Genomic DNA, 16,172 nt, shown 5'->3' with positions numbered 1-16,172 from the left:
GAAACACATGACAGAACCCACTGCTTTCGACGTCGCTCTGTTCGGCGAAGCCATGCTGCTGCTCGTGGCCGACCGGCCCGGTCCGCTGGAGGACGCGCAGGCGTTCCACAAGCGCACGGCCGGCGCCGAGACCAACGTGGCCATCGGGCTTTCGCGCCTGGGGCTCAAAGTGGGCTGGGCCAGCCGCCTGGGCACTGACTCGATGGGGCGCTACCTGATCGCGGCGATGAAGGGCGAGGGCATCGACTGCTCGCACGTCATCTGCGATCCGGCGCAGCGCACCGGCTTCCAGTTCAAGGGCCGCGTCACCGACGGCAGCGATCCGCCGGTCGAATACCACCGCAAGGGCTCGGCCGCGAGCCAGATGGGTCCGGCCGATATCGACGAAGCCTGGCTGCGCTCGGCGCGCCACCTGCATGCCACGGGCGTGTTCGCGGCCATCTCCGACACCAGCCTGCAGGCTGCGCTCAAGTCCATGGAGGTGATGCGCGCGGCCGGCCGCACGATCTCGTTCGACACCAACCTGCGGCCTACGCTGTGGCCGTCGACCGAGACGATGCGCCACTGGATCAACGAACTGGCCTCGCGCGCCGACTGGGTGCTGCCGGGCATTGAGGAAGGCCTGCTGCTGACCGGCCATGACAAGCCCGAAGACGTGGCGAGGTTCTACCGCGACCGCGGCGCGAAGCTCGTGGTCGTCAAGCTCGGCGCCGCAGGCGCCTACTACGACAGCGACGTGGCCGGCACCGGGCATGTCGACGGCTTCCCGGTGAAGGAAGTGATCGACACCGTGGGCGCGGGCGACGGCTTCGCAGCCGGCGTGGTGAGCGCATTGCTCGAAGGCAGGAGCGTGCCCGAGGCCGTGCGCCGCGGCGCCTGGATCGGCGCGCGCGCGGTGCAGGTGCTGGGCGACACCGAAGGCTTGCCGACGCGCGCGCAACTCGAAGAAGCGGGACTCTGACCATGACGACAAGAAAGAACGTGCTGGTCTTCCGGCCATTGCCCGAAGACCAGCTCGCGCGCCTGCAGGCCGCCCACCACGTGACCGTGGCCGATCCGCGCAAGGAGCCTGAGGCCTTTGCCGCCGCGCTCGCCACCACGAACGGCCTGATCGGTGCGAGTCACACGGTCGATGCGGCGCTGCTCGACGCGGCGCCGCAGCTCGAGGTGATTTCGAGCGTGTCGGTCGGCGTCGACAACTATCCGCTCGTGGAACTGCACAAGCGCGGCATCGTGCTGTGCCACACGCCCGACGTGCTGACCGAGACCGTGGCCGACACGGTGTTCGCGATTCTCATGGCCACGCAGCGCCGCGTGGTCGAGCTCTCGAACCTCGTGCGCGAAGGCCGCTGGACGAAGAACATCGGCGAAGAACTCTTCGGCACCGACGTGCATGGCAAGACGCTCGGCATCCTCGGCTTCGGCCGCATCGGCCAAGCCGTGGCACGGCGCGCCGCGCTGGGCTTCGGCATGCCGGTGCTCTACCACGCGCGCCGCCCGGTCGATCTGGCCAAGCAGGCGCCCGAGCTGCAGGGCCGTGCCACGCACACGCCGCTCGATGAGCTGCTCGCGCGTTCGGACATCGTGCTGGCGATGCTGCCGCTGACCGACGCCACGCGCGGCATGATCGACGCCGCCTTCTTCGCGCGCATGAAGCCCGGCGCGGCCTTCATCAACGGCGGCCGCGGCGCCACCGTGAATGAAGAAGCGCTGCTGCACGCGCTGGACCACGGCACGCTGCGCGCGGCCGGCCTCGACGTGTTCGCGAAGGAGCCGCTGCCCGCCGATTCGCCCTTGCGCACGCATCCCCGCGTGACGCCGCTGCCGCACATCGGTTCGGCCACGCACGAAACACGGCACGCCATGGCGGAACTCGCGACGACCAACCTGCTGCAGGTGCTGGCGGGCGAGAAACCGACGGCGCCGTACGACACGGCGGCCGCATGAGTCCCTTGAGGATTTTCTCCCTCCCCAATCCATGAACCCCAGCGGCCGCGCCACCATCGCCGACGTCGCCGAGGCGGCGGGCGTTTCCAAGGCCACGGTCTCGCGCTTTCTCAACCACCGCGAGCGGCTGCTGAGCCGCGACATCGCGGCGCGCGTGGAGGCGGCCATCGCCAAGCTGGCCTACACCCCCAACCCGATGGCGCAGGCCCTGAGCCATGGACGCTCGCGGCTCATCGGCCTGATCGTGGCCGACATCACCAACCCCTATTCGGTGGCGGTGCTGCGCGGCGCCGAGAAGGCCTGCCAGGACGCCGGCTACCTGGTGATGCTGTTCAACCTGGGCAACGAGAGCGAACGCGAGCGCGAGGCCATCGATGCGCTCGCGGGCTACCAGGTCGACGGCTTCATCCTCAACACGCTGGGGCGCGGCAGCAACGTGGTCGATGCGGTCACGCTGCACGGCAAGCCCGCGGTGCTGGTGGACCGCAGGCATACCGGCATGCACACCGACTTCGTCGCGCTCGACAACCACTCGGCCATGCGCGACACCTGCGGCCACCTCGTCGAGGGCGGCTACCGCGAGCTGCTCTACGTGACCGAGCCGCAGAAGGGCGTGAGCTCGCGGCGCGAGCGCACGGCCGCCTTCGGTGCCTGCGTGGCCGCGCACGAGCCGCGCGTGGCGGGCGAGGTGTTCGAAAGCGTGGAGGGCGACAGCGATGCGCTCGACGAGGCCTTGCGCGCGCTGCGCCGGCGCGCCGGGCGGGGGCGCCGCGCGGCCGTGGTCGCGGGCAATGCGGTGGTCACGCTGCGCGTGGCGCAGTCGATGGCGCGGCTGGGCTGGCGGTTCGGAGAGGACCTGGGCTTCGTCGGCTTCGACGATCCCGAATGGGCTTCGCTGATCGGCCCCGGCCTGAGCACCGTGGCCCAGCCCACCGACGCCATCGGCCGCACGGCCGCCACCTGCCTGATCGAGCGGCTGCAGGGACTGGACGCCGCGCCGCGCCAGCTGCTGCTGCCGGGGCAGCTGGTGGTGCGAGGCTCGTCGCAGCCGGCGTAGGCACCGGCCGCTCAGGCGACTTCGGCGATCAGCTCGATCTCCACGCAGGCGCCCATCGGCACTTGCGCCACGCCGAACGCGCTGCGCGCATGCGCGCCCTTCTCGGGGCCGAACACTTCGGCGAAGAACTCGCTCGCGCCATTGGTCACCAGGTGCTGTTCGGTGAACGTGCCCACGGAGTTGACCAGGCTCATCACCTTGACGATGCGCGTGACTTTGTTCAGGTCGCCCACGGCCGCATGCAGCGTGCCGAGCAGGTCGATGGCAATGGCGCGCGCGGCCTGCTTGCCTTCTTCGGTGCCGATGTCCGCGCCGAGCTGGCCGGCCCAGACCTTGCCGTCCTTCTTGGCGATGTGGCCCGAGAGAAAAACGAGGTTGCCGGTGCGCACGAAGGGCACGTAGGCCGCGGCGGGGGCGGCGACCGGGGGCAGGGTGATGCCGAGGCTGGAAAGCTTGTCGTAAACGCTCATTGAAGATCCTTGTCAGGGGGTTGCGGTTGAACCTGTGATTGTGACTGCGCCGCCTGCGCGGCCTGCGCGCGCAGCTCTTCGATCGGCCGCACCGTCACGCCCACCTTGAGCGTGTGGCGCGCGCCGCCATGCAGCACGCCGCGCATCGGCGAGACGTCGGAATAGTCGCGCCCGATCGCGAGTGCGACGTAGTCCTCGCCAGGCTGGCGGCCGTTGGTGGGGTCGAAGTCGGCCCAGCCGCCGGCGCTTTCATGGCCGTCGTCGTCACCTTCGTCCGGCAGGTAGACCGACACCCAGGCGTGCGAGGCATCGGCGCCCACCAGCCGCGGCTGGCCCGGCGGCGGCTGCGTGAGCAGGTAGCCGCTCACGTAGCGCGCCGGCAGGCCCATGGCGCGGAAGCAGGCGATCATGATGTGGGCGAAGTCCTGGCACACGCCCTTGCGCTGCGCGAGCGCTTCAACGGCGGGCGTGTTGATCTCGGTGCTGTCGGCGTCGTAGGCGAAGTCGCGGTACATGCGCTCGGTGAGGTCCATGGCCACGTCGAAGGTCGGCCGCTCCGGCGCGAAGCTCGCGCGCGCATAGGCCGCGAAGTCGTCGTGGCGCGGCACGTAGGGCGACGGAAACACGAACTCCGAGGCCGGGTCGAAGGTGGCGTCCTTGCGGTAGCGGAAGCGCTCGCGCACGGCCTCCCAGGGCAGCTCGCGCGCAATGCCGGGCGCAAGCTGCGGCGTTGAAGTCTCGACCACGCTTTCGGCCGTGACGACGAGGCTGTCGTGCGTGGCCTCGAGCGCGAAGAAGGCGCGCGTGTTGCCGTAGACATCGGGCACTTCGCTGCGCTGCGCGGGTTGCGGCTCGATCGCGAGCCTGTGGCTCACGAGCCGCTGCGAACCGGTGGCCAGCGGCTTCAGGTGGGCCAGGTGCTGTGCCGTTTCGACCGCGGGCGAATACTCGTAGCGGGTTTCGTGCGTGACGTGGAGCAGCATGGCGAAGTCGGTCTCCCTGGATTCATCGTGGAACGCCGCGGAACCGGCTTTGCCGGGCCGCTGGCGTTGCCCCCTCGAAGGGGGTTGGCGAAGCGACACGAAGTGCGCGAAGACTGGGGGTGAGCATATTCAGGCGCCGACCGAGCGCAGCGATTCGGAAGTGAGCGTGAAATAGCGCGTGCCGATGGCGTCGGACACATGGTAGGCCGCGGTCTCGCAATGGGCCAGCAGCTCGACCAGTGCCGGGTAGCTGGCCTCGGCGCCGGCCGCGCAGAGATGCTCGAGCGTCCAGCTGGCGGGATCGGAAAGTTCGTACGACAACGCTGTGAGCTTGCCGGGCGCGCTGCCGGCCAGGCGCGCTATGCGCCCGCGCAGCGTTTGCGTGACCCAGGCCAGCGAGCGCGGGTTCTCGGCATCGAGCACCAGCAGGTCGACCAGCGTGGCGACGTCGCGCCGCTGCTGGTAGCGCGCGTGGAAGGTGATGGTGCTGTCGAACAGCGCCACCATGGCTTCGAAGCCGCTCACCTCGTGCACGGCGCCGTTCTCGAAGCCGGCCTCAAGCGCGCTCGAAAGAAAGCCCAGGCGCTCGATGTGGCGGCCGATCGACAGCAGGCGCCAGGCGTCGTCGCGCGTCATGCGGTCGGTCTGCGCGCCGGTCATGGCGGCGAGCGCGGTGCTTGCGGATTCGAGCGCGCGCAGCGCAGCGCCGGTGGCAAAGCTGCCTTCCCCAGCCTGTTCGGCCGCGCGCCGCAGGAAGTCGGCTTCGGCGCGCACGATCTGGTTCCAGGTGTCCTGCGAGAGCCGTTCGCGCACGGCGGCGGCCGCCTGCCGGATGCAGCGCAGGCTGAAGCCCACGCTGCCGCCGCGTTCCACGTCGCCGAGCTCGGCGATCAGCGCGCGTTCGAACACGCGGCGTGACTGCGGCGCGCTCGGCACTTCGGCCGGCACCAGCGCATTGCGCAGCGCCATGCGGTGCAGCCAGTCGAGCAGCGGCCGCGAGGACTGGTCTTCGCTGCCCAGCAGGTTGAGCGTGAGGCGCGCGAGGCGCACCGCGTTCTCGGCGCGCTCGGTGTAGCGGCCGAGCCAGAACATGTTTTCGGCCGCGCGGCTGGTCACGGGCGCGCGGTGCCGCGCGAGCGAGGCCGGGGTGGCATGCGGCTGCAGCAGGGTGGTGCGGTCGACCTCGCCGTGCGTCTGCACCCACACGTCGGCGCTGCTGCCGCCGCGCTGCATGGACGCGATCTGCGCATCGCGGCCCGCCAGCCGGGCCAGCCCGCCCGGCAGCACGCGCCAGGACTGCGGCCCGTCGCTCACCGCGAAGACGCGCAGCAGCACCGCGCGCGGCGCGATGTGGCCGGGGCCCATGTCGTTGGCCCAGGTGGGCATCTGCGACAGCGGCAGGTAGCTCTGGACCGTGTGGGCCTCGCCCTCGCGCACGATGCGGCCGGCCCATTCGTCGAGCTGGCGCCGGCTCAGCTGGCTGCCGAGCACCGCATCGAAGCTGGTCTGGCCGTCGGACCCAGGGTAGGTGGGCTTGATGGCGCAGTCGCCAAGCTGCGGCAGCACCGCCTCGAGCGCGGCGCGCTCGCCGCACCACCAGGTCGGCAGCGCCGGCAGCTTGAGCTTTTCGCCGATGAGGCGGCGCGCGAGCCCGGGCAGGAAGCCCAGCAGCGCGGGCGATTCGAGGAACGCCGAGCCCGGCATGTTGGCCACCAGCACATTGCCGGCGCGAATCGCCTGCAGCAGCCCCGGCACGCCCAGCGTGGAATCGGGGCGCAGCTCGAGCGGGTCGAGGAACTGGTCGTCCAGCCGCTTGATGAGGCCGTGCACCGGCCGCAGCCCCTGCAGGGTCTTGAGGTAGAGCCGCTGATCGCGCACCGTGAGGTCGCTGCCCTCGACCAGCGTCAGGCCGAGATAGCGCGCCAGGTACGCATGCTCGAAGTAGGTCTCGTTGTAGGGGCCGGGCGTCAGCAGCGCGATGTGCGGCGGCACGCCGGCCGGGCACATGCGCTGCAGCCCGTCCATCATGGCGCTGTAGGTGGCGGCCAGGCGCTGCACCTGCAGGGCCTCGAAGGCCTGCGGAAACTGCCGCGTGATGGCCAGCCGGTTTTCCAGCAGGTAGCCCAGCCCCGAGGGCGCCTGCGTGCGCTGCGACACCACCCACCAGTTGCCGTCGGGCCCGCGCGCAAGGTCGAAGGCCGCGATGTGCAGCCAGGTGTCGCCCGGCGGTTTCACGCCGTGCAGCGCGCGCAGGTAGCCGGGGTGGCCGTGCACCAGCGCCGCAGGCAGCAGGCCCTCGGCCAGCAGCTGCTGCGGGCCGTAGACGTCGGCCATGACACGGTCGAGCACGCGCACGCGCTGCAGCACGCCGGTCTCGATCTGGCTCCAGCTCTCGGGCGAGACGATCAGCGGGAACAGGTCGAGCGACCAGGGACGCTGCGGCCCGTCGGCGTCGGCATAGACGTTGTAGGTGACGCCGTTGTCCCGGATCTGCCGCTCGAGGCTGACGGCGCGCCGTGGCAGGTCGCTGAAGCCGCCCGGGCCGAGCTGCTCGAAGAAGGCGTTCCAGGCGGGTGTGAGGGGCGGGTTGTCGTTGGAGGAGGGCTGGAGGACCTGGGTCTGCGTCTGGGATTGGGCTGGGGGCAGGTCCGGCGGCATCGCGGGCCGCTCCGCCGCAGCGTCGTAGAGCATGGGCGGCAACGGAGCCATGGGCGCCGTGCCCGCAACCGGCCGCGCCGGCGTGGCCTGGCCGCGCAGTTCGTCGAAGTGGCCGGGCAGGGCGGCCGGCGCGAGCGTCGACGCCAGGGCGGCTGGAAATTCCAGCGCCTGGGCGTCGAACAGGGATTCGTTCAAAGGTTCCACAGGAGGTGGATTGTCACATTGCCGTCACCGGCCGGATGGCGGCAATGTGCTGGATGTCCTCTTGCGGGTTTTTTTGAGGCCCTCTCAGCGCCGCAGATCGAGCGTGAACGGGAATTCGCGGCTGCCCGCGAGTTCGATGGTTGCGGGCGGCGTGCGCATCAGCCCCGGCGTGTGGCCCATGCGCGTGAAGCGCGACATGCGACGGCTTTCCGCCTCGTAGGCATTGACCGGGAAGGTGTCGTAGTTGCGCCCGCCGGGATGGGCGACGAAGTACTGGCAGCCGCCCAGCGAGCGCTTCATCCAGGTGTCGACGATGTCGAAGGTCAGCGGCGCATGGGCGCCGATGCTCGGATGCAGTGCCGACGGCGGGTTCCAGGCCTTGTAGCGCACGCCCGCCACGAATTCGCCGACGGTGCCCGTGGGTTGCAGCGGCAGCACCTTGCCGTTGACGGTGATCACGTGGCGGCTTTCGTTCAGGCCGGTCACGCGCACCTCGATGCGCTCGAGCGACGAATCGACATAGCGCACCGTGCCGCCGGCCGAGCCTTCCTCGCCCATCACGTGCCAGGGCTCGAGTGCATTGCGCAGCGACAGCTCCACGCCCATGGCCTGCACCTGGCCCACCAGCGGAAAGCGGAACTCCAGGTGCGGCGCGAACCAGTCGGCATCGAAGGCGAAGCCGGCCTGGCGCATCTCGCTGATCACGTCGTCGAAATCCATCTTGACGAAGGTGGGCAGCAGGAAGCGGTCGTGCAGTTCGGTGCCCCAGCGGGTGACGGGCGCCTTGTACGGTTCGTCCCAGAAGCGCGCCACCAGCGCGCGGATCAGCAGCTGCTGCGCAATGCTCATGCGCGCATGCGGCGGCATCTCGAAGGCGCGCAGCTCCAGCAGGCCGAGGCGGCCGGTGCTCGAGTCGGGCGAATAGAGCTTGTCGATGCAGAACTCGCTGCGGTGCGTGTTGCCCGACACGTCGATCAGGATGTTGCGCAGCGTCCGGTCCACCAGCCAGGCCGGCATGTTCTGGCCGTGGATCTCGCGGTTCCTGGCGATTTCCTTCAGCGCGATCTCGAGCTCGTAGACCTGGTCGTTGCGCGCTTCGTCCACGCGCGGCGCCTGGCTGGTCGGGCCGATGAACATGCCCGAGAACAGGTAGCTCAGCGAAGGGTGGTTGTGCCAGTAGAGCAGCAGGCTCGCGAGCAGCTCGGGCCGGCGCAGGAAGGGGCTGTCGGCCGGCGTGGCGCCGCCCATCACGAAGTGGTTGCCGCCGCCGGTGCCGGTGTGGCGCCCGTCGGTCATGAACTTCTCGGCCGAGAGGCGGGTTTCGAACGCGGCGTTGTAGAGGAACTCGGTGTGGGCGACCAGTTCCTTCCAGTTGTGGGCCGGATGGATGTTGACTTCGATCACGCCCGGGTCGGGGGTGACGGCCAGCATCTTCAGGCGCGGATCGCGCGGTGGCGGATAGCCTTCCATCACGATGCGCATGCCGAGCTGTTGCGCCGTGGCTTCGACGGCCGCGACCAGGTCGAGGTAGTCCTCCAGGCGCGCGAGCGGCGGCATGAAGACGTAGAGCACGCCCGAGGCGCTGCCTTTTTTCTCGGCCGACGGGCCGTTGGCGCGGCGCGGGTCGCGCACTTCGACGCACAGCGCGGTGCGCGTGACCCAATGGGCCGATTCGCCGCGCACCGGCTGGCGCGTGGCTGGCGTGGCGGAGGAGCGGATGGCTGCTGCGTCGGCTGCGGCGGCATCGCCGCTTGCCGCTGTGCCTGCTGCAGCCACCTCGCCCGGCGCCTGCATGCGCAGGGCCGCGGGCACCACCGGCGGCGCGCCGAAGGCATAGGGCACCGCGCCCAGGTCGGCACCCGCTGCGCCGCCGGCCGGCACGGCATAGCGCGCGCGGTAGTCGGCCGAGCTCGGCAGCGCGGCGCGCGGCGCGGTCGGGTCGCGCTCGACGAGGTAGGGGTAGTCGCCCTTGCTGGCCCAGGGCTGCGAATCGAGCGGCAGGCGGTAGCCCATCGGCGAATCGCCCGGGATCAGGTAGAGGCGGTCGTCGCGCAGGAACCAGGGGCCGGTCTTCCAGCCCGGGCCTTCGAGCGCCGGCGCGTCGGCATTGGCGTTGCCGGGTTCGAGCGGCAGCATGTAGCCGATGACCGCGTCGAGCTTCTGCGTGAACACGCGGCGCAGGCGAACGCGCTCGAGTTCGTCGTCGAGCTTCGATTCGAAGGGATCGACGTTGACCGGCAGCCGGCGTTCGCGCCAGAGGTAGTAATAGACGTCTTCGTAGCCGGGCTGGATGTAGCGCTCGGTGATGCCGAGCTTGTGCGCCAGCACGGTGGTGAAGCGGCGCGCGTCCTCGCTCGTGTAGTGCGTGGGCACGCGCTCGTCGGCAAAGAGTTCGGGGTCGTGCCAGAGCGTCTGGCCGTCGGCGCGCCAGAAGATCGACAGCGCCCAGCGCGGCAATTGCTCGCCCGGGTACCACTTGCCCTGGCCGAAGTGCAGGAAGCCGCCCTGGCCGTACTCGGCGCGCAGCTTGTGCACGAGCTCGGTGGCATAGCCGCGCTTGGTGGGGCCGAGCGCATCGGTGTTCCACTCGGGCGCGTCGCGGTCGCTGGTGGCCACGTAGGTGGGCTCGCCGCCCATCGTGAGCCGCACGTCGCCGGCTTTCAGGCGCGCATCGACCGCGTCGCCGAGCGCGAGCACCTCGGCCCACTGCTCCTCGGTGTAGGGCTTGGTCACGCGCGGCGATTCGTAGATGCGCGTGACCTTCATCTCATGGCCGAAGTCGACCTCGGCTTCGTCCACCGCGCCTTCGATGGGCGCGGCGCTCGAAGGCGTGGGCGTGCAGGCGAGCGGGATGTGGCCTTCGCCGGCAAGAAGGCCCGAGGTGGCGTCAAGGCCGATCCAGCCCGCACCGGGCAGGAAGACCTCGCACCAGGCGTGCAGGTCGGTGAAGTCGACCGTGGTGCCGCTCGGGCCGTCGAGCGCCTTGACGTCGGGCGTGAGCTGGATCAGGTAGCCCGAGACGAAGCGCGCGGCCAGCCCGCAATGGCGCAGCAGCTGCACCAGCAGCCAGCCCGAGTCGCGGCAGGAGCCGCTGCCGCTGGCGAGCGTTTCTTCCGGCGTCTGCACGCCGGGCTCCATGCGGATCAGGTAGTTGACGTCCTTCTGGACCTGCTGGTTGAGGCCAACCAGAAAATCGATGGTGCGCTGCTCCTTGCGCTCGATCTTGTCGAGGTAGGCCTGCAGAAGCGGCGTGGGTTCATCGGTGACGAGGTAGGGCGCGAGTTCCTCGGCCTGCGAGGCGGTGTACTTGAACGGGAAGTTCTCGGCCTGCGGCTCGAGGAAGAAGTCGAAGGGGTTGTAGACCGCCATCTCGACGACCAGGTCGACCGTGACCTTGAACTCGCGCGTCTTCTCGGGAAACACGAGCCGCGCCTGGTAGTTGGCGAACGGGTCCTGCATCCAGTTGACGAAGTGCTCGGCCGGCTCGACCTGCAGCGAATACGAGATGACGTTGCTGCGGCAATGCGGCGCGGGCCGCAGGCGCACGACCTGCGGGCCCAACTGCACCAGGCGGTCGTATTTGTAGTGGGTGACGTGGTGGAGTGCGGCGTGAATGGACATGCGTTTTGTGTGCAGTACTGCGAGATTGCATCGAAAAGATGTCTCTTGTGAGACGCATACTAGCCTAGGGCCTGTCACCAATTAAGTGCCTTCGAGAATTGGTGGCAGGCCCTGGAAGCAAAGCAATTAACGCGCCACTGAGCGTGAGTGCAGGGAGGGTTTGCATCATGTGTTCTGGAGATTGCCGGTGAGGCCGGCGCGCGCGTCCGGCGGCGCCGCGGCATCGTCGTGGGCCTTTGCTGCGCTGGGCGGATCGCTGCTCGGCGCGGCATTGCAATTGCATCAGCCGAAGCTGTGGAGCGCGGGTGCCTATGCGGCGCTGTTCTTCGCGGGCCTGGCCGGCCTGGCGGGGCTGTCGCGGCGATGGCGGCCGCTGCCTCGCGCATGGCGCTTGCCGGCGGGGCTTGCGATGGTCGTTGCCCTGGCCTGCGGAGCGCTCGCCGCCGGCGGGCTCGCAGGCTGGCGGGCGGTGGCCTATGCGCGGGGCGCACTGGACCCGGCCCTCGAAGGCCTCGACCTGCAAGTGGTCGGCGTAGTCGCGCAGATGCCCCAGCGCAGCGAGGGCGGCACGCGCTTTCGGCTCGATGTCGAATCGGCCCGCTGGGCCGATGAACGGCTTGGGTCCGCGTCGCGTGTTCCGGCGCGCATCGCACTCGGCTGGTACCGCGACGACACGAGTCTCTGGGGGCGCGCTCCGGAAAGCCGTGCCGCGGCGACGGGCGGCGATGCGGCTGCGCTGCATGCGGGCGAGCGCTGGCGCCTCACGGTGCGGCTCAAGGCGCCGCACGGCAATCTCAATCCGCATGGCTTCGACAACGAGCTGTGGCTGTGGGAGCAGGGCGTGCATGCCAGCGGCTATGTGCGAACGGGTGCCCGCGACGCCGCACCGGCGCGCCTGCAATCCACGTGGCTGCATCCCGTCGAACGTGCGCGGGAGGCGGTGCGCGATGCGGTGTTCGAGCGCGTGGCCGATGCGAGGCAGGCCGGCGTCATCGCCGCGCTCGTCACCGGCGACCAGGGCGCCATCGACCGCAGCGACTGGGATGTCTTTCGCGCCACCGGCGTGGCCCACCTGATGTCGATCTCGGGGCTGCACATCACCATGTTCGCCTGGCTTGCCGCGCATGTGGTGGGCGCGCTGTGGCGCCGCAGCGGCTGGCTGATGCTGCGCGTTCCCGCGCCGCAGGCCGCGCTGGCCGGCGGCGTTCTGCTGGCCGGGCTTTATGCGCTTTTCAGCGGCTGGGGCGTGCCTTCGCAGCGCACGGTGTGGATGCTCGCGACCGCGGCGCTGCTGCGGTTCACGGGGCGGCGCTGGCCATGGCCCCATGTCTGGCTGCTGATCGCCGCGGTGGTGGTGGCGCTCGACCCGTGGGCGCTGATGCAGGCCGGCTTCTGGCTCAGCTTCGTGGCGGTGGGTATCCTGTTCGCGACCGGCTTCATGCGGCCGGCCGGGGAGACGGCTGGAAAATGGTCCCGGCTGCTGGGGTTCTTCCGCGAGCAATGGGTGATCACGCTGGCGCTCACCCCGCTCAGCTTGCTGCTTTTCCAGCAGGTGTCGGTGGTGGGCCTGCTGGCCAATGCGGTGGCAATCCCCTGGGTCACGCTGGTGGTCACGCCGCTGGCCATGCTGGGCACCGTGGCGGCGCCGCTGTGGACGCTGGCCGCATGGGCCGTGCAGGCGCTGGCCGTGATGCTGAGGTGGTTCGCCGCATGGCCATATGCCACGCTCTCGATGGCGGCGCCACCCGTGTGGATGGCGGCCTGCGGGGTGGCGGGCGGCGTTCTGCTGGCCATGCGCCTGCCATGGTCGCTGCGCACGCTGGGCCTGCCGCTGCTGCTGCCGGTGCTGCTCTGGCACGCCCCCCGTCCGGCCGAGGGGCAGTTCGAACTGCTGGCCGCGGACATCGGGCAGGGCAATGCGGTGCTGGTGCGCACGGCAGCGCACAGTCTGCTGTACGACGCCGGCCCGCGCTACAGCCTCGAGAGCGACGCCGGCCATCGCGTGCTCGTGCCGCTGCTGCGCGCCTTCGACGAGCGGCTGGACATGCTGGTGCTGAGCCACCGCGACAGCGACCACACCGGCGGCGCGGCCGCGGTGCTCGCGATGCAGCCGCAGGCGGCGCTGTTGAGCTCGATAGAGGCCACGCACCCGCTGCAGGCGGTGCGTCCGGCGCGGCGCTGCGCGGCGGGGCAGCGCTGGACCTGGGACGGCGTGGATTTCGAGATCCTCCATCCGGCGGCGGACGACTACCTGTCGTTCACCAAGCCCAATGCCATTTCCTGCGTGCTGCGCATCGCCAACGGCCGCGCCACGGTGCTGCTGGCCGGCGACATCGAGCGCCTGCAGGAGGCCGCGCTGGTGTCGCGCACGGCCGATCTGCGGGCCGACGTGCTGCTCGCGCCGCACCATGGCAGCAAGACTTCGTCGAGCGCGCCGTTCCTCGAAGCGGTACGCCCGCGCATCGCGCTGGTCCAGGCGGGCTACCGCAACCGCTTCGGCCATCCGGCCCCGGAAGTGGTCGAGCGCTATGCCGCGCAGGGCGTGAAGCTGGTCGAGAGCGTGCCCTGCGGCGCAATGCTCTGGCGCAGCCGGGAACCGGGCGAAGTCGGCTGCGAACGGGAGCGCAATGCCCGCTATTGGCACCACCGCCTGCCGTGAAAGCGGGCGGCGGCGCGGTGTTTCGCCTCAACATAGGGCTTTCACTGGCCTCGAACTTGCTAAGCTATGGCTCAAGGAGATTGGTCGTTCCATGCACAAATTCGACGAGATGTATGAGCAGTTGCCCTATGCGGGGGCTGCAATCCGGCAGCACTACAAGCGCTACGACCAATGGCTCGCGAAGCAACCCGGCGAGGTGATGCGATCGCGACGCGAAGAGGCGGAAATGATCTTCCGCCGGGTCGGCATCACCTTTGCGGTCTACGGCGCCAAGGACGAGGACGGTTCCGGCACCGAGCGGCTCATCCCGTTCGACCTGCTTCCGCGGATCATTCCAGCCCACGAGTGGGAGAGCATGGAAAAGGGGCTGGTGCAGCGCGTGACGGCGCTCAACCGCTTCCTGCATGACGTCTACCACGACCAGGAAATCATCAAGGCCGGCATCATCCCGGCCGAGCAGATCCTGAACAACGCGCAGTTCCGCCCCGAGATGATGGGCGTCAACGTGCCGCACAACGTGTACTCCAACATCTCGGGCATCGACATCGTGCGCGCCCCCGATGCCCAGGGCAACGGCGAGTACTACGTGCTCGAAGACAACCTGCGCGTGCCCAGCGGTGTGAGCTACATGCTCGAGAACCGCAAGATGATGATGCGGCTCTTCCCCGAGCTGTTCAACCAGAACCGCATCGCGCCGGTGGCGCACTACCCCGACCTGCTGCTCGAAACCCTGCGTGCCAGCGCGCCGCCCGCCACGGCCGAGCCCACGGTGGTGGTGCTCACGCCCGGCATGTACAACAGCGCCTACTTCGAGCACGCCTTCCTTGCCCAGCAGATGGGCGTGGAACTGGTCGAAGGGCAGGATTTGTTCGTCAAGGACAACTTCGTCTACATGCGCACCACGCGCGGGCCGCGGCGCGTCGACGTGATCTACCGCCGCGTCGACGACGACTTCCTCGACCCCGAGGTGTTCCGTCCCACCTCCACGCTCGGCTGCGCGGGCCTGATGCGCGCCTACCGCGAAGGCAACGTCGTCATCTGCAATGCCGTGGGCACCGGCGTGGCCGACGACAAGTCGATCTACCCCTATGTGCCCAAGATGGTCGAGTTCTACCTCGGCGAAAAGCCGATCCTCAAGAACGTGCCCACCTACATGTGCCGCAACAAGGACGAGCTGCAGTACACGCTCGACAACATGAAGGACCTGGTCGTCAAGGAGGTGCACGGCGCCGGCGGCTACGGCATGCTGATCGGCCCGGCCGCCACGCAGGCCGAGATCGAGGACTTCAAGAAGGCCGTGATCGCCAAGCCCGACGGCTACATCGCCCAGCCCACGCTGAGCCTGTCGACCTCGCCGACCTTTGTCGATGCCGGCATCGCGCCGCGCCACATCGACCTGCGCCCCTTCGTGCTTTCGGGCAGCGAGGTGCAGATGGTGCCCGGCGGCCTCACGCGCGTGGCGCTCAAGGAAGGTTCGCTGGTGGTCAATTCGTCGCAGGGCGGCGGCACCAAGGACACCTGGATCCTCGAAGCCGACCGCACGCCCAGGCCCAAGGCGGCCACGCAGTCGCAAAGCCAATCGTAGGAGCACAAACGATGCTGTCACGCACCGCCGACCATCTCTACTGGATGTCCCGCTACACCGAGCGCGCGGAAAACACCGCCCGCATGCTCGACGTCAACTACCAGACCTCGCTCTTGCCCCAATCGGCCGAAGTGGCCAAGTACGGCTGGCAGGGCGTGCTGTCCATCAGCGAGCTGCTGCCTTCGTACAACAAGAAGTACGAGCAGATCACGCCGCACGACGTGATGGAGTTCATGGTCAAGGACGAGAGCAATCCGTCTTCGATCCTTTCCTGCCTCAAGGCCGCACGCGAAAACGCGCGGGCGGTTCGCGGCGCGCTCACCACCGAGGCCTGGGAAACCCAGAACACCACCTGGCTCGAAGTCAACCGCATGCTGCGCGCCGGCGACTTCGAGCGCGACCCGGCCCAGTTCTTCGAATGGGTCAAGTTCCGCTCGCACCTGTCGCGCGGCGTCACGCTCGGCACCATGCTGCAGGACGAGGCGTTCTACTTCTCGCGCCTGGGCACCTTTCTGGAGCGCGCCGACAACACGGCGCGGCTGGTGGACGTGAAGTTTCACGCGCTCAACAGCGAGTTCTTCGGCACCGCCACGGAAGAAGACCAAGAGTACGACTTCTATCACTGGAGCGCCATTTTGCGCAGCGTCTCGGCCTTCGAGGTGTACCGCAAGGTGTACCGCGACGTGATCAAGCCCGAGCGCGTGGCCGAGCTGCTCATTCTTCGCGCCGACATGCCGCGCTCGCTGCATGCGAGCCTGGTGGAGGTGGTGAACAACCTCGCCAAGGTGCAGAACGAGCAGAGCGCAGAAACCCAGCGCCGCGCCGGCAAGCTGCTGGCCGACCTGCAGTACGCACGCGTCGACGAAATTCTCGCGACCGGGCTGCATGCCTACCTCACGCAGTTCCTCGACCGGGTGAACGAACTCGGCGGGCGGATCAGCCAGGATTTCCTGGTTCCGGCGCACTGACCAGGCCACCCCGGCGGGCC

10 protein-coding genes are annotated in these 16,172 nt (G+C 69.2%); 6 read left to right on the top strand and 4 right to left on the bottom strand.

Features of this window, described 5'->3' with window-relative positions; genetic code table 11:
* The first annotated feature begins 7 nt into the window (after positions 1-7).
* Genes IB278_RS28685 through IB278_RS28675 form a run of 3 tightly spaced genes read left to right on the top strand, consistent with a single transcriptional unit; the run spans position 8 to position 3,004 of the window.
* Positions 8-961, top strand: coding sequence for a sugar kinase (locus IB278_RS28685; RefSeq protein WP_145747279.1), 954 nt, complete (start codon positions 8-10; stop codon positions 959-961).
* Positions 962-963: 2 nt separating this feature from the next.
* Complete coding sequence (locus tag IB278_RS28680) at positions 964-1,947, top strand: 2-hydroxyacid dehydrogenase (protein ID WP_145747280.1); 984 nt, start codon at positions 964-966, stop codon at positions 1,945-1,947.
* A gap of 31 nt (positions 1,948-1,978) precedes the next feature.
* Positions 1,979-3,004, top strand: coding sequence for a LacI family DNA-binding transcriptional regulator (locus tag IB278_RS28675; RefSeq protein WP_192327206.1), 1,026 nt, complete (start codon positions 1,979-1,981; stop codon positions 3,002-3,004).
* Between the two features lie 11 nt (positions 3,005-3,015).
* Here IB278_RS28675 and IB278_RS28670 read toward each other — a convergent pair whose 3' ends face one another.
* The 4 genes from IB278_RS28670 to IB278_RS28655 all read right to left on the bottom strand — a co-directional run bounded on the left by IB278_RS28670 (position 3,016) and on the right by IB278_RS28655 (position 10,940).
* Positions 3,016-3,474 (bottom strand): RidA family protein, encoded by a 459-nt coding sequence (locus IB278_RS28670; protein WP_145747282.1) that lies wholly within the window; start codon positions 3,472-3,474, stop codon positions 3,016-3,018.
* Entirely contained in the window at positions 3,471-4,457 is a 987-nt protein-coding gene (locus IB278_RS28665; RefSeq protein WP_192327203.1) for a transglutaminase family protein, read from the bottom strand. Before IB278_RS28665 ends, IB278_RS28670 begins: the two co-directional genes overlap by 4 nt.
* Before the next feature lie 129 nt (positions 4,458-4,586).
* A complete protein-coding gene (locus IB278_RS28660; protein ID WP_192327200.1) occupies positions 4,587-7,319 on the bottom strand; it encodes a circularly permuted type 2 ATP-grasp protein in 2,733 nt (910 codons plus the stop codon).
* An 84-nt stretch (positions 7,320-7,403) separates the two neighbouring features.
* Entirely contained in the window at positions 7,404-10,940 is a 3,537-nt protein-coding gene (locus tag IB278_RS28655; protein ID WP_192327197.1) for a DUF2126 domain-containing protein, read from the bottom strand.
* Between the two features lie 187 nt (positions 10,941-11,127).
* Here IB278_RS28655 and IB278_RS28650 point away from each other — a divergent pair, with 187 nt between their 5' ends.
* The 3 genes from IB278_RS28650 (at position 11,128) to IB278_RS28640 (ending at position 16,152) form a co-directional block, all read left to right on the top strand.
* Positions 11,128-13,599: a DNA internalization-related competence protein ComEC/Rec2 gene (locus IB278_RS28650; RefSeq protein ID WP_192327195.1), complete on the top strand. Its 2,472-nt coding sequence runs from the start codon at positions 11,128-11,130 to the stop codon at positions 13,597-13,599.
* A 91-nt stretch (positions 13,600-13,690) separates the two neighbouring features.
* Positions 13,691-15,184 (top strand): circularly permuted type 2 ATP-grasp protein, encoded by a 1,494-nt coding sequence (locus tag IB278_RS28645; protein WP_145747287.1) that lies wholly within the window; start codon positions 13,691-13,693, stop codon positions 15,182-15,184.
* Positions 15,185-15,195: 11 nt separating this feature from the next.
* Positions 15,196-16,152: an alpha-E domain-containing protein gene (locus IB278_RS28640; protein WP_012748499.1), complete on the top strand. Its 957-nt coding sequence runs from the start codon at positions 15,196-15,198 to the stop codon at positions 16,150-16,152.
* Positions 16,153-16,172 lie beyond the last annotated feature (20 nt).

The sequence above is a fragment of the Variovorax sp. VRV01 genome (assembly GCF_014852545.1).
Lineage (GTDB): Bacteria > Pseudomonadota > Gammaproteobacteria > Burkholderiales > Burkholderiaceae_C > Variovorax > Variovorax beijingensis_A.
Note: the sequence above shows the minus strand (reverse complement) of the source record. Positions and strands in the feature narration are given on the sequence as shown.